General features: G+C 46.4%; 17 protein-coding genes. 9 read left to right on the forward strand and 8 right to left on the reverse strand.

Annotation, left to right across the window (positions count from 1 at the left end; genetic code table 11):
• Positions 1–2 precede the first annotated feature (2 nt).
• Positions 3–542: a phosphoribosyltransferase gene (locus AC6H3C_RS20815; protein ID WP_497517469.1), complete on the reverse strand. Its 540-nt coding sequence runs from the start codon at positions 540–542 to the stop codon at positions 3–5.
• Between the two features lie 211 nt (positions 543–753).
• Between AC6H3C_RS20815 and purE the strand changes: the two genes are divergently transcribed.
• From purE to AC6H3C_RS20840, 5 genes are all read left to right on the forward strand, one after another.
• The gene (gene purE, locus AC6H3C_RS20820; RefSeq protein WP_497517470.1) at positions 754–1,269 is read left to right on the forward strand and encodes a 5-(carboxyamino)imidazole ribonucleotide mutase; all 516 of its coding nucleotides are present in this window, start codon (positions 754–756) and stop codon (positions 1,267–1,269) included.
• 74 nt (positions 1,270–1,343) lie between these two features.
• Positions 1,344–2,171, forward strand: coding sequence for a hypothetical protein (locus AC6H3C_RS20825; RefSeq protein ID WP_497517471.1), 828 nt, complete (start codon positions 1,344–1,346; stop codon positions 2,169–2,171).
• Complete coding sequence (locus tag AC6H3C_RS20830; protein WP_497517472.1) at positions 2,168–4,168, forward strand: helix-hairpin-helix domain-containing protein; 2,001 nt, start codon at positions 2,168–2,170, stop codon at positions 4,166–4,168. The genes AC6H3C_RS20825 and AC6H3C_RS20830 overlap by 4 nt, the downstream gene beginning before the upstream one ends.
• A 37-nt stretch (positions 4,169–4,205) precedes the next feature.
• Positions 4,206–5,369 carry a 1-acyl-sn-glycerol-3-phosphate acyltransferase gene (locus AC6H3C_RS20835; RefSeq protein ID WP_497517473.1) on the forward strand — a complete coding sequence of 388 codons (1,164 nt, stop codon included), beginning with the start codon at positions 4,206–4,208 and terminating at the stop codon, positions 5,367–5,369.
• Between the two features lie 187 nt (positions 5,370–5,556).
• Positions 5,557–6,063, forward strand: a complete 507-nt coding sequence (locus AC6H3C_RS20840) for a DUF4251 domain-containing protein (protein ID WP_497517474.1) — start codon at positions 5,557–5,559, stop codon at positions 6,061–6,063.
• A gap of 112 nt (positions 6,064–6,175) precedes the next feature.
• Here AC6H3C_RS20840 and AC6H3C_RS20845 read toward each other — a convergent pair whose 3' ends face one another.
• From AC6H3C_RS20845 to AC6H3C_RS20860, 4 genes are all read right to left on the reverse strand, one after another.
• Complete coding sequence (locus tag AC6H3C_RS20845) at positions 6,176–8,644, reverse strand: alpha-ketoacid dehydrogenase subunit alpha/beta (RefSeq protein WP_497517475.1); 2,469 nt, start codon at positions 8,642–8,644, stop codon at positions 6,176–6,178.
• Positions 8,645–8,771: 127 nt separating this feature from the next.
• Positions 8,772–9,161, reverse strand: a complete 390-nt coding sequence (locus AC6H3C_RS20850; RefSeq protein WP_497517476.1) for a four helix bundle protein — start codon at positions 9,159–9,161, stop codon at positions 8,772–8,774.
• A gap of 27 nt (positions 9,162–9,188) precedes the next feature.
• Positions 9,189–10,547 carry a dihydrolipoyl dehydrogenase gene (gene lpdA / locus AC6H3C_RS20855; RefSeq protein WP_497517477.1) on the reverse strand — a complete coding sequence of 453 codons (1,359 nt, stop codon included), beginning with the start codon at positions 10,545–10,547 and terminating at the stop codon, positions 9,189–9,191.
• 1 nt (position 10,548) lies between these two features.
• Complete coding sequence (locus tag AC6H3C_RS20860; RefSeq protein ID WP_497517478.1) at positions 10,549–11,862, reverse strand: dihydrolipoamide acetyltransferase family protein; 1,314 nt, start codon at positions 11,860–11,862, stop codon at positions 10,549–10,551.
• Positions 11,863–12,045: 183 nt separating this feature from the next.
• Here AC6H3C_RS20860 and AC6H3C_RS20865 point away from each other — a divergent pair, with 183 nt between their 5' ends.
• The 4 genes from AC6H3C_RS20865 to AC6H3C_RS20880 all read left to right on the forward strand — a co-directional run bounded on the left by AC6H3C_RS20865 (position 12,046) and on the right by AC6H3C_RS20880 (position 15,237).
• The gene (locus tag AC6H3C_RS20865) at positions 12,046–12,762 is read left to right on the forward strand and encodes a GntR family transcriptional regulator (RefSeq protein WP_497517479.1); all 717 of its coding nucleotides are present in this window, start codon (positions 12,046–12,048) and stop codon (positions 12,760–12,762) included.
• 383 nt (positions 12,763–13,145) lie between these two features.
• The gene (locus tag AC6H3C_RS20870; protein WP_497517480.1) at positions 13,146–14,462 is read left to right on the forward strand and encodes an aspartate kinase; all 1,317 of its coding nucleotides are present in this window, start codon (positions 13,146–13,148) and stop codon (positions 14,460–14,462) included.
• Positions 14,463–14,623: 161 nt separating this feature from the next.
• Positions 14,624–15,028 carry an RNA-binding regulator gene (gene rbp, locus AC6H3C_RS20875; protein ID WP_497517481.1) on the forward strand — a complete coding sequence of 135 codons (405 nt, stop codon included), beginning with the start codon at positions 14,624–14,626 and terminating at the stop codon, positions 15,026–15,028.
• Positions 15,029–15,039: 11 nt separating this feature from the next.
• Positions 15,040–15,237, forward strand: a complete 198-nt coding sequence (locus tag AC6H3C_RS20880) for a cold-shock protein (RefSeq protein ID WP_497517483.1) — start codon at positions 15,040–15,042, stop codon at positions 15,235–15,237.
• Positions 15,238–15,450: 213 nt separating this feature from the next.
• Here the strand turns inward: AC6H3C_RS20880 and AC6H3C_RS20885 are convergent, their stop codons facing one another.
• Genes AC6H3C_RS20885 through AC6H3C_RS20895 form a run of 3 tightly spaced genes read right to left on the reverse strand, consistent with a single transcriptional unit; the run spans position 15,451 to position 19,338 of the window.
• Positions 15,451–16,215, reverse strand: coding sequence for an MBL fold metallo-hydrolase (locus AC6H3C_RS20885; RefSeq protein WP_497517484.1), 765 nt, complete (start codon positions 16,213–16,215; stop codon positions 15,451–15,453).
• Complete coding sequence (locus AC6H3C_RS20890) at positions 16,208–16,717, reverse strand: shikimate kinase (protein ID WP_497517485.1); 510 nt, start codon at positions 16,715–16,717, stop codon at positions 16,208–16,210. Before AC6H3C_RS20890 ends, AC6H3C_RS20885 begins: the two co-directional genes overlap by 8 nt.
• Positions 16,717–19,338, reverse strand: coding sequence for a DNA gyrase/topoisomerase IV subunit A (locus tag AC6H3C_RS20895; RefSeq protein WP_497517486.1), 2,622 nt, complete (start codon positions 19,336–19,338; stop codon positions 16,717–16,719). The genes AC6H3C_RS20890 and AC6H3C_RS20895 overlap by 1 nt, the downstream gene beginning before the upstream one ends.
• Positions 19,339–19,355 lie beyond the last annotated feature (17 nt).

Genomic DNA, 19,355 nt, shown 5'->3' on the forward strand with positions numbered 1-19,355 from the left:
TTTTAGTCAACAACTCTGAAAATATCGATCAGATTACGGCCCATTCCATTATAATCGAGCCCGTAACCAACAATAAAATCATTGGGGATTTCGAGGCCGATATAATCCAGCTTAACCACTTTTTGCAAAGCATCCGGTTTTAAAAGCAGGGTTGCCACCTGCACTTCAGCCGGTTTTTTTGACTGAATCTGTGCAATCACTTTTTCAATGGTAATGCCGGTATCCACAATGTCTTCCAGAACCACCACCGTACGGCCTTCCAAATCTTCGTTTAAGCCGATCAGTTCCCTGACGCTCCCGGTCGTGGAAGTTCCGTCGTAAGAAGCCAGTTTTACAAATGAGATTTCAGCATCGAGCAAAGTAATGCGTTTAAAAATTTCAGCAGCAAACATAAAGGAGCCGTTCAGGATGCAAATAAACAGCGGATTTTTACCTTCCAACCGTTCATTCATCTCTTCTGACATTCTTTCAACCACCGAACGAATCTTTTCGTACGGCATAAATAACTCGAACTCCTTATCTAAAATTTGAATGTTCCCCATTTCTTTTGATTTTTCAGAATATTTGTTCAGGATCAGCTGATATGTGTTTAATTTCGATCAGTTTAGCTTCATTTTTTAAAAAGGTGCAAAGTAACAAAAAATAATCGCTCAACTGAAATGTGTTTCACCTCAAAATTCATTTTTTATACAACAAAGGTGTGGATTGAAGATTTTCTGTATATTGGAAGACAGAAATGATTGAAATTTTAGCATGAAACAGATGGAACCAAAAGTGAGTATTATTATGGGCAGCACGTCCGATTTGACAGTCATGGAAGGAGCTGCAAAAATTCTGGATGAGTTTGAGATTCCGTTCGAGATCAATGCCTTGTCGGCTCACCGCACCCCCGAAGAGGTCGAGAAATTCGCCAAAGGCGCCAAAGACCGGGGAATTAAAGTTATTATTGCCGGCGCAGGTATGGCCGCTCATCTTCCAGGGGTAATAGCCGCGATGACCCCGCTTCCCGTGATCGGCGTACCGATTAAAGCCAGTTTGGATGGTTGGGATTCCCTGCTTGCCATTGTGCAGATGCCTCCGGGAATCCCGGTTGCCACCGTGGCTGTAAACGGCGCCAACAACGCCGGTATCCTGGCCGTACAAATGCTTTCGCTGGGCGACGAAAAAGTGATGGAACGATTCATCCGGTTTAAAGAAAGACTGAAAGAAAAAATCGTAAACGCGAACAAAGATTTATCTGAAGTAAAGTACAAATTCAAAACAAATTAGTTTTTTGTTTAACCAAGAAGTTGTAACTTGTAAGAGCTTAGTGGAAAAGGTGGACAAAATTGTTCACTTTTTTTATGGGTTATCAATTCAACATACGTCTGTTGTTGGTTTCTTGTTCATTCTTCCTTTTCTCATCAGGGGGAAACTGCCAGGAGCTTTTCCGGGCACCTGCCGCTTTTCAGGCGATGGGCCATACCGGCGCAAGCCTGGAGTCGCCGCTTGCTTTATTTTCAAACCCGGCGGGAACGGCGGGGAGCAAACTGGCCGGAGGCATCCTGTACAGCAATCGTTTTTTACTCGAAGACCTTTCAACCAGTTCGGCGTTTCTGGTCCTGCCTGTTCAGAAGAATCGTTTCCTTTTTACTTTTTCCCAGTTTGGAAGCGAAGGGTTTCGCGAAGATAAATTCTCAGCCGGAATGTCAAGAAGACTCTCCCCGGCTGTTTCGGCCGCCTTACAGTTTCATTATTTCAGTTTGTTTCTGGCAGAAAATGACCAAAGGCCTGGTCAGCTGATTTCCGACCTGGGCATCCAACTTCGCTTCGGGGAGCTTGGTTTTGGGATGCAGTATTTTAATCCGTATGGCGTTTCGGCAAGTAACAATAGCTTACCGGTCGACTACCCTTGGGTGATCAGGTTGGGGGCGCGTAAAAACTTTCAGGATTCATTTCTGCTGACAGCAGAGCTGTACCAGGAGCAGCATGCCTCCATAGAACCCCGGTTTGGAATGCAATACCTGATCAACAACCAATTGTCGCTGCGCTGCGGGCTGGAAGCACAAACCGGAAATCTGGCGATGGGTCTGGGCTACCTGATCAACACAATTCAAACAGACATTGCCTTTTCATATCATCAATACCTGGGATTATCCCCCTCAGTAACCATTTATTATCATCGTAAATGAGAAATGTTGCCTTCACGGTAGTCGTTCTGCTGGCCACAATTGCGGCTTATGCGCAGGAAGCTGATCCGTCGCTTCGCGACCAACTGGAAGCCCTGATCGAAATGAGCCTGACTGAAAATGAAGAAACTGACGCGGAACAACTGTTAATTGAATTGCAAAAAATCAGGGAAAATCCGGTCAATCTGAATCAGGCGAATGAAGCAGATCTGTTAGGCCTGCACTTTTTAACGCCTATGCAGGTTCATTCGATCATGGAATACCGGAAGAAATACGGACCGATCTTTTCGGTATACGAACTGGCCGCGATCGAAGGATTTCATATTGAATTAGCCCGTCTTTTGGGCGAATTTGTCAGTTTCGGTCAGCTTCAGGCCGAACGAAAATCGTTTCGCCCCCGACAGGAACTGATCATGCGGACAGTCAGGCTGATGGAGAAACAGGCGGGTTTTACCGATAAGAAATACGAAGGCTCGCCCGAGAAACTGTATACGCGTTACCACTTTTCATCAAGCCGGTTCGAAGCAGGTTTTACGGCAGAAAAAGATGCCGGCGAATCTTTTTTCAAAGGGGCAAACCCAAACGGGTTTGACTTTTACAGCGGCTTTGCCAGCGTCGCGTTTGGCAGGAAGAAATCATCGTTGATGTTGGGCGACTATGTCCTTCAATTTGGACAGGGACTGGCGGCCTGGCAAGGATTTTCACTAGGCAAGTCGGCCGAAGCAAGCCGGACAGCCAAATTCAACCAGGGAGTTAAACCCTACCGTTCAACCGACGAAAATAATTACATGCGGGGAGTAGCTGCCACATTCAATTTCGGACGGTTTCAACTGAATCCCTTTGTTTCGTATAAAAAGTTCGATGCCAATACCGATCGTGTTGACGGCATAACAGTGTTTACATCCTTTCAAACAAGCGGGCTGCACCGGACGGCCTCTGAAATTGAAGATAAAAATTCGGTTTCATCGACCGTAGCCGGAGCAAACCTGACCTATAACGCAACCAATTTAGCATTGGGAATGACCGGTTTTCATACGCGCTTTGAATTTCCATTGGAGCGAAGTGACGATTTATACAACCGGTTTCTGTTTGATGGAGATCAGATCAGCAACCTGAGCCTTGATTACCGGTGGAGTGTAAACCGATTGTACTTGTTCGGCGAATTGGCATCCGGTTTTTCCAACGGCCTGGCCAGTCTGAACGGCCTGATGTTTCAACCGGTCGATCAACTGGAGCTTTCGGCGCTGTACCGATATATCGGTAAAAATTACAATTCGCCGTTTTCCTCATCCTTCACCGAAAACAGCCGGGTGAACGACGAACAGGGATTCTACCTGGGAACAAAAATTCAGCCGGTGCCAAAAGTCCGGCTAAACCTGTATGCCGACTTTTTCAGCTACCAATGGATAAAATACACCACGGCAGCTCCCGGTAAGGGAAAAGAGTTTATGATGCAGGGCAGCTATCAGTTCAACCGCAACTGGCAATTGCTTAGCAGGTATTTTTATGAGATAAAGCCTGTTAAAGTAAGCGGATTGCTGATGAAAGAAAACCTGGATCAAATCAGGCAATCCATCCGGTTTCAACTCAGTGGAAGGCTCAGTGCAACCTTCCCGGTAAAAAGCCGCTTTGAACAATCATTTTATCGTCACGACCACCGGTCGTCGGGGATTTTTATCAGTCAGGATATTGGATTTCAACCCGAAAAATGGCCCATGCAGTTTTGGTACCGGATAGCTTATTTTCACACCGATGATTACGATTCGCGCGTGTATTCGTATGAAAATGACATGCTTTACCAATTCTCAATCCCCGCTTTTTACAACGAAGGAATCCGATCGTACCTGACCGGAAAAGTTAAAATATGTGAAAAAACAGAGTTGTGGTTTAAGGTATCAAGAAGCTGGTTGTCCGGCGCCGAGAGCATTGGAAGCGGCTACAACCTCATTGAAGGAAACAAGCGAACTGAGGTTAAATTTCAATTAAGGTTCAGGATTTAATTGCAATTACTATCTTTGCCGCGCTATATCTAACGGAATGAGGGAAATTATGAAGTATGATGATATTCGGCCTTACGAAGATCATGAAGTCAATCAATACATTCAGGTATTGTTAAAAGACGAAGTGTTCCGAAAGGTGTTGTTTTTTATTTTCCAGGATGAGGAAAAAGTAAACGGTATTGGCCGGATTCTCTCGGAAATTAAAACGATCAACCAATTACAACGGGAATTCATGTATCCGCTCATCAAAGAGTGGATCATTGAAAAAACGACCAGCGGGGTAAGTTGGAGCGGATTGGAAAACCTGGATAAAAAACAAAGTTACCTGTTTATATCCAACCACCGGGATATTATCCTGGATGCAGCCATCCTGAACTACATTATTGTAAATGCCGGGATGAATACCACCGAAATCGCGATTGGTAATAACTTACTGATTTACGACTGGATTTTGCATGCCGTTAAATTAAACCGCGCCTTTGTGGTCAAACGCAACCTGCCTGCCCGTGAACTGTTGCTGGCCTCGCAGAAATTGTCGTCGTACATTCGGAAAACCATCACCAAAGACCGGATGTCGGTTTGGATTGCTCAGCGGGAAGGAAGGACCAAAAACGGCTTCGACCAAACCCAGCAGGCCTTATTAAAGATGCTGAACCTCAGCAACAAGGGCGACTTTGCTTCCGGCTTTCGCGAGTTAAAAATTGTTCCGCTGTCGATCTCGTATGAACGCGAGCCCTGCGGTATTTCAAAGGTGGAAGAAATCTATAAACGCGAACGCGAAGGATATATAAAAACACAGGCCGACGACTTAAAAAGTATGGCCTTTGGTCTCACCCGGCCAAAAGGACGCGTACATTTTGCATTCGGAAAACCGATTGATGCACAGCTCGATAACATTGCAAACTCAGAGAATGCCAATGCAAGCATCCAGCAATTGGCTGAACACATCGACCGTTGCATTTACCGAAACTATAAACTGTGGCCAAATAATTACCTGGCAGCCGATTTGTTGAGCGACAACCAGCAACATGCCGATAAGGTTGACCCGGCTACCCGCGAAAAATTTACGGAATTACTGGATGATTTGGTGAAGACCATCGGGGGCGGAGATACTGATTGCCAGAAAAGGCTGTTTATGCAAATGTATGCCAACCCACTTCTGAACGCGGAAAAAGTAGAAGATCCTCAAACACAAGCATAACAGGAAAAGCCGGCGTTCTGACCGGCTTTTTTATTTACAATAACCTGTTTTCATGGATATACCCCGGGAAGAATAAGAAAGCGGAAAAAACAAAACAGGCTATCGCAAACAGAAGCCCTGATTCTCTGAAAAGTAAATTGGTATCCAATTTGCTGGATTTTCGTAAATTCCATCAAATAGAAACCATATGAAACGGATTATCCTATTACTGATGATTGTGCTTACCGGAACTTCGTTTTGCCAGGCACAAAAGCTAACTGCTAAAGAGCGCAGTATTCAAAAAGAACAAGAAATAAAAGCCTTGATTGAAAGCCGGAAATTCAGTTTTGAAGCACAATCGGCACTACCTCTCTCCATGCGTAAAGTTAATCTGACGTCGCATTACAATTTAACAGTTGACAGTACCTGGATTGAAGCCTGGCTACCTTTCTTCGGGCGCGCTTACCAGGCTGATTATGGCAATACCGAGGGAGGCATTAAGTTTAAAGAGGAGGCAAAATCGCTGCAAGTGCGGTTTAACGAAAAGAAAAAGCTCTACCTGATCGATATGGAAGTGAAAACGGAGAAGGATAACTACAAAATACAAATCTCGGCGGGACTGGGCGGCTATGCCAATGTGAACGTTGTTTCAAACAACCGGCAATCGATTGGTTTCTACGGAACAATTGAATCGCTGCCGGAGAAAGAAAAATAACAAGCCGGGCAGAAGCAGCCAGTATAAAATTCAGGCAGAAAATATACGGAGCCAATTGAAAGAGCCCTGTACCAAAGGCGACAGGGCTCTTAACCAAATGAAAAAAGAATTATTAAACTCCCAACTTATTTCTTCGGATCTGTTCCGGTTCGGTGAAGTTGTTTTTGACAACATGTCCTTTCAACGGAACAATTTTTTCGTGAATCGCGTCAATAATCCAGCTGGCCTGCGGGAAGAAGGCTTCTTCCAATTCATAAGCCGGCGTAATCCAGTTACGCGAACCTACCACCACCGGCGGGGCATCCAGTTCGTCGAAAGCCAGCTCCGTAATATTCGATGCCAATTCGCGCATAAATGATCCGCGGGCTGAGGCATCGCCCGAAATCACAATGCGGCCGGTCTTTTTCAACGATTCAATCACCGGTTCGTAGTTAAACGGAACCAACGAACGGGCATCAATCACTTCGGCGCTCAGTCCATATTTTTCCTGTAAAATTTCAGCAGCTTCGAGGGCACGGTACAAAGTTGCGCCAATCGTGAGGATCGTCACATCTGTTCCGGCCCGTTTCACATCGGGTTCGCCAAACGGAATTTCGTAATATCCTTCGGGTACGCCACCCTGGTGAAACTGCTCGCCAATATCGTAAATACGCTGACTTTCGAAGAAAATAACCGGGTCGGTTCCCTGCAAAGCAGCATTCATCAGGCCTTTTGCATCGTATGGAGTCACCGGAAAAACCACTTTCAAGCCCGGAATGTGTGCCGGTAAAGCCGTCCAGTCCTGCGAGTGCTGGGCGCCGTATTTCGATCCCACCGACACACGCACCACCACCGGCATTTTGATCACGTTCCCGCTCATGGCCTGCCATTTCGGCAATTGGTTGAACACCTCGTCGCCGGCGCGGCCCAGGAAGTCGCAATACATGATTTCGGGAACCACACGCCCGCCGCACATGGCATAACCAATGGCTGTTCCGACAATTGACGCTTCGGAGATCGGCGAATTAAATAAGCGGTGATAAGGAAGCGCCTCAGTTAGTCCGCGGTACACCGCAAAGGCCCCACCCCAGTCGCGGTTTTCCTCTCCATAGGCTACCAACGTCGGATCTTTATAAAAACGGTCGATGATGGCTTCAAAAATTCCGTCGCGCAAACCATACTGTTTAATTTTGGAGAATGGTTTCCCATCGGCATCGAAAGCAAAACGTTCTTTTGTTGCCAACTGTTTCACGCGCGGGTTTTCTTCCATCGGGTGATTCACATCCGGCTGGCGGTCTTCCATGCGGTCAACCGATTCGTTCGAGAACATCATCTCTCCAATCAACTCCGGATATTTTTCCACATCCATCAGGGGCGAAATTTCAAAGTTGATGGCCAGTTTCACTCCCCAGCTGATTAAATCGGTGGTATTCGCTTTTATGGCCGCCAGTTCGGCTTCGGTAGCAATCCCTGCTTTTACCAGTTCGTTTCCAAACCAAACTATCGAGTCAACAGCCTGCCAAGCATCAATTTCTTCTTTTGAACGATACGAAGAAGCATCCGAAGGCGAGTGTCCGCTAAACCGGTACGTCAACACATCGAGCAACACCGGGCCGCGTTTTTCTTTCAGGATTTCGCGTTTGCGTTTATAGGCGTCAATCACCGCCAGGGGGTTATAACCATCCACGCGCTCGGCATGCATCTGGTCGGCATTCAGACCGGCGCCAATGCGGGCAGCCACTTTGTAGCCCATCGTTTCGCCGCAGGTTTGCCCGCCCATCCCGTACTGATTGTTCATGATATTGATGATCAGCGGCAATCCGCCTTTCATGTCGCCTTCCCACAGTTGGTTGAACTGGTCCATCGTAGCAAAAGCCAGCCCTTCCCAAACCGGGCCGCAAGCCATCGAAGCATCACCAATGTTGGCCACCACGATACCGTCTTTTCGGTTTACTTTTTTGAAAAGGGCGGCGCCAACAGCAATATCGCCCGAACCGCCTACAATGGCGTTGTTCGGGTATACGCCAAACGGTGTGAAGAAGGCGTGCATCGATCCGCCCAAACCGCGGTTAAAACCGGTTTCGCGGGCAAAAATTTCGGCCAGTGTTCCGTAAATCAGGAAGCGGATGGCCAGTTCTTTTACCGAACCGTTAAAGTTGGCTTTCACCGGCGCAAAAGTTTTACCATCGAAATGGTTTTCCATGATTTGAAGTAACTGCTCGTCGCTTAGCTTGGCAATAGCCGACAATCCTTTGGCCAGGATCTCGCCGTGTGAGCGATGCGAACCGAAAATAAAGTCTTCAACACCCAGAGTGTATGCCATACCGACAGCGGCAGCTTCCTGCCCGATGGATAAGTGTGCCGGTCCAGGGTGATTGTAAGCGATTCCGTTGTATTCGCCTTTGATTTTAATTTCGTTGAGCATGGTTTCAAACTCGCGGATGACCACCATGTCGTGATAAATGCGAAAAAAATCTTCTTTCGAAAAATTGGCTTTCTCGTCTTCAATACTTCTATTGTATTGGTTGACAGGAACCGGCATGAATGTCACTTCGCCGGCTTTCCTGACTTCTTGCGGATCAATAAATTGTACTTTTGGCATATCGTTTCGTGTTACGGTTTTTTCTCTTTTTTCATTATATTCTTTTCTCAAACCATTTGCGCTTTTTGAAGCAGGTTTCAAATTTCAAATTCCAAGTTTCAAATTTCGAGTTGGGTTGGCTCGGTGACTATTTAAATTTCTTTCCCTTCAATTCGGATTCTTTCAAGTATGACATGAAACCGCTTAGCATTTTACCGATTTCAAATGCCTGCGTATAAGCTTGATCAAATTCTTCTGTTGAAATATACCTATTGTCCAAGGCCCGGTATAGTTGAGATCTTGACTCCCCACAGGAACCTTTGGAGATAGCTAAAAATTGTCCAAATTCCCTGTTCCCGTCACGCTCATATCCTTCGGCAATATTATCCATGATTGATCCTGAAGAAGCTTTAATTTGGCTGACCAATTTAAAATCTTTACAAAAAGCATCCTTCGAGGTAAATTGATGAATCAGCTTACAAAATTCACGTGCTGCTTTCCAAACCTTTAAATCTTCAAAACGCTCAATCGTTGCCATAACTTGAAATTTGGAACTTGGAATTACTTAAAATTGGAATATCGTTTCTTTGATGATTTCGCTGACAGTCGGATGCGGAAAAACAATTTCTTCGACATCCTGTACGCGCAGCTGCGCTTCGATGAGAGCGCAGGCGCCCCAGATCATTTCTGAACAAGCGCCGCCAACCAGGTGAATGCCCAATACTTCTTTGTATTTTTTCCCGACAACAACTTTGCAAAAACCGTCTTTACCTTCGTTTTCAGCAATAAAACGGCCGGCATAAGCCATCGGCAGCTTTCGCACTTCCACCTCAATTCCCTGCGCTTTGGCAGCCGATTCAGTCAAACCCACGCCGGCAATCTCCGGATGCGTATACACCACTCCCGGAATCGCGTTGTACCGCATCACATCTTTCCGGCCCAGCATGTGGTTCACGGCCACTTCACCTTCGCGGCTGGCCGTGTGGGCCAACAGTGAAAACCCGGTGATGTCGCCGGCAGCGTACACATTCGGAATGTTGGTGCGGCAGTACTGATCGATTTTAATGCCTCGCGGAGAAAACTCCACACCAATATTTTCAAGACCTATACCCTGCACGTTCGGACGACGGCCAACCGACAGCAACACTTGTTCGCCGGCAACCGACAGAACCTGTCCGTCTTTTTCAAAGATCACCTCTTTGCCTTTGAGTTCAGTAACCTTTGCATTCAAGTGGTATTCAATTCCCCGTTTGGTAAATTCGTTGCGAACAAAAGCAGCAATTTCCTCATCCACGCCGGTGAGAATCTCGGGCAGCATTTCAATCACAGTCACCTTGGTCCCCATCGCGTTGAAGAAATCGGCAAACTCAGTCCCGATCACGCCGCCGCCAATAACTACCAGGCTTTGTGGCAGTTCTTTCAGTTGAAGAATTTCGCGGTTCGTCAGTACCATGCTTTTGTCTAATCCGGGAATTGGAGGAACGGCCGCTTCAGACCCGGTGCAAACCAACAGGCGACTGGCCTGGTAATCTTTCCCATCGGCGGTAATTGTAATCACGTCAGCACGCTTCTCTTTAATGACCGCCTCGGCCATCACCACTTCGGCCCGGGCATGTTTCATTTTGGCGCCAACACCCGAAACCAACTTGCGCACAACTTTATCCTTGCGCGCCATGATCTTTTTAAAGTCGATTCCAATGCCTTCGACCTTTACGCCGTATTTTTCAGCCTCGTGTGCATATTCCAGCACTTTTGCCGAATTCAGGAGCGTTTTGGTCGGGATGCAGCCTTCATTCAGGCACACCCCGCCCAACGCTCTCTTGTCAAAGATGACCAAGCTCAGTCCTTTTGCCCCGGCACGTTCGGCCGCGACATAACCGGCAGGGCCACCCCCCATAATTGCTATATCGAATTTGTTACTCATTTCAGATCGTCAGATTTTCGATTTGGTCTTTGATTTCTTTCAGAAAAAGAGTTGCTTCTCCCCCATCCAGGGCCTGGTGGTCGTAGGTCAGCGACAGTCCCATCATCGGTACAAAACCGTAAACCCCATCGCCCAGATCTTTCGGACGGGGAACAATGGTACATACCCCCAAAATAGCAGTCTGCGGCAGATTAATCACGGGAGTAAACATTTCAACCCCGTAATTTCCCAGGTTCGAAACGGTGAAACTGGCTGCTTCGGGTTTCAGCAGCTCCGGATCAACATTTCCTTTGCGGCATTGTCCGGCCACGGTTGACAGTTGCGACGAAAGTCCTTCAATAGAAAGATCGTCGGCATTTTTAATGGCCGGCACCATCAGTCCGCGTTCGGTGTCAACCGCCAGTCCCAGATGCACTTTTTTGAACCAGCGCATGCTGTCGCCAATAAAGTGGGTATTCACCTGCGAGAATTTCTTTAGCGCTTTAATCACGGCAAAGCAAACCAGATCATTAATCGTGATATTTTGGTAAATTTCACCGGCTTCCAGTTTCTTTTTGAACTGCTTACGCAAAGCCATCACCCGGCGGGCATCGGCGCTCATATGGTGGGTAAGCTGAGCCGAATTTTGCAAGGATTGGTGCATCGCTTTTGCAATCAGTTTCCGGATATTGGTAAGTTTTTTCACCTCAAAGTCATCACCGTAAACCGGATTGTAAGCGATCAGATCGGCAGCGGCAACACGTCCGCCCAATCCGGTTGTTTCTTTGGAAGGGGTCCGATTTTCGGCTTTTGCCTTTTCCTGCGCCAGCGGGGTGAGTTTTGGAAGCGCCTCGGCAGCGGCTTCAACATCCCGCGCGATGATTCGTCCCTGCGGACCGGTTCCCTGAACCTGTTCATAAGAGACGCCCATGGCCTCGGCCATCACTTTGGCGCGTGGCGATATTTTCACGGTTCCCGCGGGCCTGTCAACCAGCACAACTTCTTTTTTGTCTTCTGCGGGCGCTGCAACCTCCTGAACAACTTCGGGTGCAACCGCAGCAAGCGTCCCTCCCGGACGGAATTCATCAACCGCTTCTCCCATTTTTCCGAGAACGGCGACATTACTCAACACGGGAACTTCATCGCCTGATTCATAAAAAACGGCCAGTAATTCTCCATCTTCTTTTGCTTCTTCTTCAAACGACGCTTTGTCGGTTTCATACGAAAACAAGATTTCTCCTGCTTTCACCTGATCGCCGACCTGCTTATACCATTCGCCTATAATACAGGTCTCAACTGATTGCCCCTGACGAGGCATAATTACCGGAATAGCCATATACGTTTATCTCACTTGTTAATACATCAATCAGATTAATAAAAACAAAATAGTCGCCTAAACTCAATGTATGCAATACCTGTTATGTTTTCGGTTGTAAACTTACAGCATACAACTTGTATATACAAGTGAAATATAAAAATTTAATTATTTTTCTTATTTTTGATCATCATTTCATAACAAATGGCTGAAAATAACAAGATCCCTCAATACAAAAAATTGTATGAAATTCTTCGCAAACACATCATGTCGGGTGTTTTCGAAGAAGGTAGCCTGCTGCCCTCCGAAAATGAACTTTGCGCCGTTCATGGCGTGACCCGGCCAACGGTCCGTCATGCCCTGGAAGCATTGGTTCAGGATGGCTTTATCCTGAAAAAACAAGGGAAAGGCAGTATTGTGCAAAAACCGCCTCAGGACATCGGTATTCTTTCGATTGAAGGAACTGCTTCGGCGATTAGCAAACAATACCTGCAGACTCAAATTTTACAGAAACCGCAAATTCAGGCCTGGCCGGAACCTTTTCACTTTGACCTGGCTGACAGCGAAAAAGATTCGGGCTGCATTTACATGGAACGCCTGCGTTTTGTGAACGAACAACCGGTTTTTTACGACATCAACCACATCCCGAACATCAACCTGCCCCGGTTTACCAGCCGCTCATTCGAAAACAAATCGTTGTTTGATACGCTTCGGACCAATTACCGGATTGAAATAAAAGGAGGTCAACAAAAACTGAAAGCCATGAAAGCCGATGAACGAATCGGGGGACTGTTAAAAATTAAAAAAGGCGATCCGGTGCTTTACATCGAACGGAAACTATATACAAACAGGGAAGGTTTTCACATCTATTCCACCATCTACTTTAACTCGGAAAAACATGCCATTTTCGGAAACTTCTGAGAAAAAAAAAGGTGGACGTCCGTGCAACCACCCCTAACTGCACATAAATCTCCCGAAAAGAGACTGGACATCCACCAAAAAAGTTTGATACAAATAAAAAACTAATATTTAAGACCGTCAAGCTTTTATACAACACGATTTTGCCCGGAGGATGCCACTGCCCCGATCAATTCTGCATCTGTCGGGAGCGGCACAAGAAACTGATCATCGCCCATTTGACAGGCCACATGGACGACTTGATAAATTTTTATACATTCCGGGTGGATATTTATTCATTTATTGGTTTTCGCTTTAATAATCTGATAAAAATTTTCATATTTGTCGCTCGTTTATAAACAGTTTTAGCAGTTAATCGTACGTGACAATAAATAAATAATTATTCTATGAAAGTTTTAAAGTTTGGTGGAACCTCTGTTGGAAGTGTTGAAAATATGAATGCTGTCGTTGACCTGATAGCCGACGGAGAAAAAAAGCTTGTCGTCCTGTCAGCCATGTCGGGCACAACCAATGCACTGGTTGAGATTGCCGATTACCTGTACAAGAAGAATAAAGATGCCGCGCGCGTTCATATCAGTAAGCTGGAAAAAACCTATGAAGAGGTATTGGGCGCCTTGCTGAAAAGCGCCGACCATAAAAAGAAAGGTTCAGAAGTCATTAAACTTGCTTTCGACACAATAAAACAATTTACATCCGGTGATTTTACGGAAGCGGGTGAAAAAACAATTTTGGCCCAGGGTGAACTAATTTCCACCGGTTTATTCACCGAGCTGATGCTGGCCAGAGGCTATCATACCAAGTTATTGCCGGCGCTCGACTTTATGCGTATTGATGCCGACAAAGCAGCCGACATCAATGCGATCAAAGAAAATATTGCCCTTGTTTTGGCCGAAACCGGCGATGCCGATTACTACATCACCCAGGGCTTTATTTGCCGCAATGCCGACGGTGGGATCGACAACCTTCAACGCGGAGGGTCCGATTATACCGCATCGTTGATTGGTGCAGCCATCGACTCGGAAGAAGTCCAGATCTGGACGGATATTGACGGTTTTCACAACAACGATCCGCGTTTTGTGAAAAATACCCGCAAAATTGAGCAACTCTCGTTCAACGAAGCAGCCGAGCTGGCTTATTTTGGAGCCAAAATCCTGCATCCGCAAACCGTGTTGCCGGCCAAACTGCAAAATATCCCGGTCCGGTTAAAAAATACGATGAACCCGACCGACAGCGGCACCCTGATCACCGCCGAGTCAACCGGAACCGGAATTAAAGCGGTAGCAGCAAAAGACGGAATCACGGCCATAAAAGTCCGTTCGTACCGCATGTTGATGGCTTACGGGTTTCTGAAAAATATTTTTGAGATCTTCGAATTTTTCAAAACACCGATTGATATGATCTCAACCTCTGAGGTTGCCGTTTCGCTCTCCATCGACAACACCAACAAGTTAAACGACATCCTTCGGGAGCTGAAAGAGTACGGCGAAGTTGAAGTTGATGAAGATCAATCAATTATATGTATTGTTGGCGACATTATCGCCGAAGAAAGAGGTTTTGCCGCGAAAGTATTTACGGCGCTCGAAGGCATTCCGATCCGAATGATTTCATATGGCGGAAGCCGTTTTAATATTTCCGTTTTAGTACCAACCAAACACAAGCAACAAACGCTACAGGCTTTGAGCGATAATCTGCTCAATCATTAAAAACTGAAGCGTTTTTTCAGGACATGGTCTCCATAACCTAAAAGCAGGAACCGGGTTTTTCCCCGGTTCCTGCTTTTTATTGATAATCAACCAAAAAGAATCGAAGAAATATTAACATATTTTCCGAAAAATATTTTTTTAAAAGCAAAATAAGTCTACATTTGCCAACACACAATTATTTTTTATTGAATATGAACATTTTTGTAGGAAACCTCAACTACTCAGTCACTGAAGATGATTTAAGAGAAATTTTTGAGGAGTATGGTGAGTTAAGCTCTGTAAAACTAATCACAGACAAATTTACCGGAAAAAGCAAAGGCTTTGGATTCGTTGAAATGGCTGACGCCACAGAAGCTAAAAAAGCTATCGAAGAATTAAACGGAGCCGAAGTAGAGGGCCGCAGCATGGTCGTTAATGAGTCGATCGAGAAAAAGAGAGACAACAACACCCGCAGACCCAGTGGTGGTGGTGGCGGCGGCGGCTTCCGCGGCGGCAACACCCGTGGTGGTGGCAGTGGCAACGGTGGCTACGGTCGTAGAGACAACAATTTCAGGTCGAATTACTAAGCAATTAGGCCATGAAAGGTACTGTTAAATGGTATGATGAAACCAAAGGTTACGGATTTATCCTGACCGAAGACAACAAAGACATTTTTGTTCATCGCTCTGGTTTAGCAAATACCATTACCGGTCTTCAACCTGAGGAGACCGTGGAATTTGAAATTGGTCAGGGAAAAAAAGGACCAATTGCGACGAACGTAACAAAAGTAGATTAATTCGAAATTGAGCAGGGCCTATGGAGGCAGCTCTTCAATTAACGATATTTTTCACTCTTTGTTTCTGACGAAAGCCCGGCAACCCCGGGCTTTTCTTATTTGTGTCACCGCTCCCGCGCGATTGTATCGCATGGTTTAATAAAGTTATCCCTCTTCCCCTTTCTGCTGCTTCGCTCAAACGAGAAATAGCGCGGGCAAGTGGATTCCTTTTAGCTACAACGAGATTACTGCCGTTGGGGCCTGCCGGGAGGTTAATTCAATCTGAAAACGTTTCTGAAGAGGTTGAAAAACTTCGTACGCCTTTTCCGGCGTATTGTTTTCGCCGGATAAATGGCTCAAAAAGATGGTTTGAAGGCGGTCGCCGGCATATTCTTCGACCAGACGGAAAGCCTGCTCGTTTGACAAATGTCCGTAAGCCGATGCCACCCGCTGCTTCAAAAAATAAGGATAAGGACCAGCCATCAGCATTTCCTCATCGTAGTTACTCTCCAGAAATAACGCGTGGCAAAGCGATAAATGTGTTTTTACCTGTTCGCAGGCTTCGCCGATATCGGTCATCACCCCAACATGTTTGTCGCCATAACTTAGCCTGAACGAACAAGCCTCAACGGCGTCATGCTGTTTGGAAAAGGGAAAAACCTCGAACCCGCCCAGCCGGAATGCCTGATCCGGCTCGAACCAGACGACATTTTCGGGTCGTTGGGCCCGGCTCATAGCCAAAAAAGTCTTTTTCGTGAGGTAAACCGGAGCCTGGATCCGCTTACTGAAAACGCGCACTCCACGGCAGTGGTCACTGTGTTCGTGCGAAATCAGGATGGCTTTAATTTTAGATTGGTCCAGCCCCCGCTCAGCGATCCGAAGTTGTAGCTGCCTGGCCGATAAACCAACATCGACCAACAGTGCCTCGTGCTCGTTGCCCACATAATAACAGTTCCCGTTGCTGCCTGATGCCAGGGCGCATAATTCCAGTTTAGTCATGTTCCAGCTCAATCCTGTTAAGAATTTCCTCGACCGTTATATTCGTCCCGGAAATAATATAATTCGCCTGTTCGTAGTACGGACGCCGTTTTTCCATCATCCCGCCAATAAATCCGACCAGTTCTTCCGGCGATTTATCTTTGATCAGCGGGCGTTCGGACTTCGATTTGATCAACCGTCCGGCTAATTCTTCGGCATCTACATCCAGAAAAACACAATAGCCCGTGTCGTTCATCAGCTGGATATTATCGAAAAAACAAGGGGCACCTCCCCCGGTAGCAATAACAACATCATCAAACTCCGCCACTTCGTGCAAACAGCTTTGCTCTTTCAGCCGGAAGGCTTTCTCTCCCTCCTCTTCAAACAACTGCGGGATCGTTTTAAAATACTTTTTCTCGATGTATTTATCCAGATCTAAAAAAGACATGCTCAATTTAGAGGCAAGCTCCCGTCCCAGGGTTGTCTTGCCACTTCCCATATAACCAATCAGATAGATTCTCATTAAAAGAGCGACATTTGGTTTGTATCTTCATTTTCGTCCGGACGGTCGATCTCAAACGGGATATCATCGATATCCGTATCAGGTACTTCATCCAATCCCGGTTTATCATCTTCATCTTTAATAACAGGCTCCAACTCTTTAATGTTTTCCACCTCGTAGTTGGTTAAACGTTTTCCGCGGGCTTTGTATGATTTTACCCCGATAAATTCGGAAACTTCAATAATTTCGTTCTCCCGCTGGGCATTTTTGCCGCCAAATTCAATTTCCAGGCGCGGGTAGCGTACCCAGGTGATGCTGACCAGTTTACTATCCGGATGGTCGCCGATAAAGCCGATGCGTTTCCCCGTAATCTCTTCAATTTCGAATCGCTTAACATAGTAATAGTCTTGCTCTCCGTCATAATAAACCACCGAGAGAACTTTATTTGGGTCAAATTTTTCAATGCCCAGGATGTCGGGGTCGAAGTGGTTGCCCAGATCAAAATTATACAGCTGATACTCTCCGTTTTTGTGCAGCGTAAGGATTTGGTCTTCGCCCTGGAACTCGCCCAGGAACTTACCGCGCCCATCCGAATTCAGCCTGAGCACGTCCTGATCGAACCAGATTTTACGGCCGCCAAGCGTCGACACGCCCTTTTCTTTCAGGACGATCCGGTGCACTTCATATTTGGTGAGGATGTTCCCCATCGCGGCGCGCCCTTTGATGGCCAATTCACTAAAGTCCACCTCAAACATCAGGCGTTTCAACCTGGCCTTGGGTTTTAAGGTTACCCGCAATACTTCGGCCTCTCCATTCGGGTTTTCACTGAAATACCAGATACGCGATCCGGCGGTTCCCCGCGTCAGATCGTATTCTTTATCGCGTGTGACACCGGTCACGGCAAAACGTTTCATAAAGAAATGGCCTTGCTTGCCATCGCGGTAAACCACGTTATAGATTGTCCGGTTGTCGTTTTTCTTAAAGACTGCCAGGTGCTGTATATTTTTGCCGATGAAGGCTTTTTCGGACACTTTGGTAATAAAGTAAGTTCCGTCTTTCCTGAAAACAATGACTTCGTCAATATCCGAGCAATCGCAAACATACTCGGCTTTTTTCAGGCCGGTACCCATGAAGCCTTCTTCGCGGTCGATATACAGTTTTTCGTTGGCAACAATCACTTTGGAAGCAACGATATTCTCAAAATTGCGGAGTTCTGTTTTACGCTCTTTCCCTTTACCATACTTACTCTTGATCCGTTCAAAATACTCAATCGTGTAAGAAATGATGTGCTCAATATGGTAATCAATCTCCTTAATTTCTTCTTCGACCGAACGAATATAGTCATTCGCTTTATCCGAGTTGAACTTCAGGATCCGGGCCATGCGGATTTCCATCAGTTTCATAATATCTTCGCGCACGACTTCGCGCAGCAGTTTCGGTTTCCATGGATCGAGCCGCCGGTCGATGTGCTCCACCGCCGCATCCATATTCACGGCCTGTTCGAATTCTTTGTCTTTATAAATCCGTTCTTCAATAAATATTTTTTCGAGCGAAGCATAATGCAAAGCATCCTGCAATTCGCCTTTCCTGATTTCGAGCTCGAGCTTTAATAACTGAACCGTTTGATCGGTATTTTTTCTCAGAATTTCACTGACGCCCATGAAATGGGGCTTGTCGTCTTCAATAATACAGGAATTGGGAGAAATGGACACTTCACAATCGGTAAAAGCATAAAGGGCATCAATGGTTTTATCAGACGAAACGCCCGGGGCGAGGTGAACAAGGATTTCCACCTTATCCGAGGTGTTGTCGTCAATCCGTTTTACCTTGATTTTGTTTTTATCGTTTGCCTTGATGATGGACTCAATCAGCGTCCCTGTGGTTTTGCCGAACGGAAGATCGGTAATGACCAGTGTTTTACTGTCCTGTTTCTCAATTTTTGCCCGTACTTTGACAGCGCCGCCGCGAATCCCGTCGTTGTACCGGGAAACATCCACGGAACCTCCGGTGGGGAAGTCGGGATAGAGGATAAATTCCTCCTTGTTCAGATGGGCAATCGAGGCGTCAATCAGTTCGATAAAATTATGCGGGAGGATTTTGGATGCCAGTCCAACGGCAATCCCTTCCACCCCTTGTGCCAACAGGAGGGGAAATTTCACCGGGAGCGTGATTGGCTCTTTTTTCCGTCCGTCGTACGAAAGTTTCCACTGCGTTGTTTTCGGGTTAAACACCACGTCGAGTGCAAATTTAGACAAGCGGGCTTCGATATAACGGGGAGCCGCCGCGCCATCGCCGGTATAAATATTTCCCCAGTTACCCTGGGTATCTACCAACAGGTCTTTTTGCCCCAGTTGCACCAGGGCATCGCCGATAGATGCATCGCCGTGCGGGTGATACTGCATGGTTTGCCCGATGATGTTGGCGACCTTGTTGTAGCGGCCGTCATCCATCTCTTTCATCGCGTGCAAAATCCGCCGCTGTACGGGTTTTAGTCCGTCGTACACGTATGGAACAGCCCGCTCCAGGATTACGTACGACGCGTAATCAAGAAACCAGCTTTCATACATTCCGGACAGATAGACAATGTTATCGATCTTATCCTCCGATCCCAGTTGATCTGTTCTGATATCCTCTTCGCTCACGTTTTTTTCAATTAGTC

The sequence above is a fragment of the Gaoshiqia sp. US2 genome (assembly GCF_059705485.1).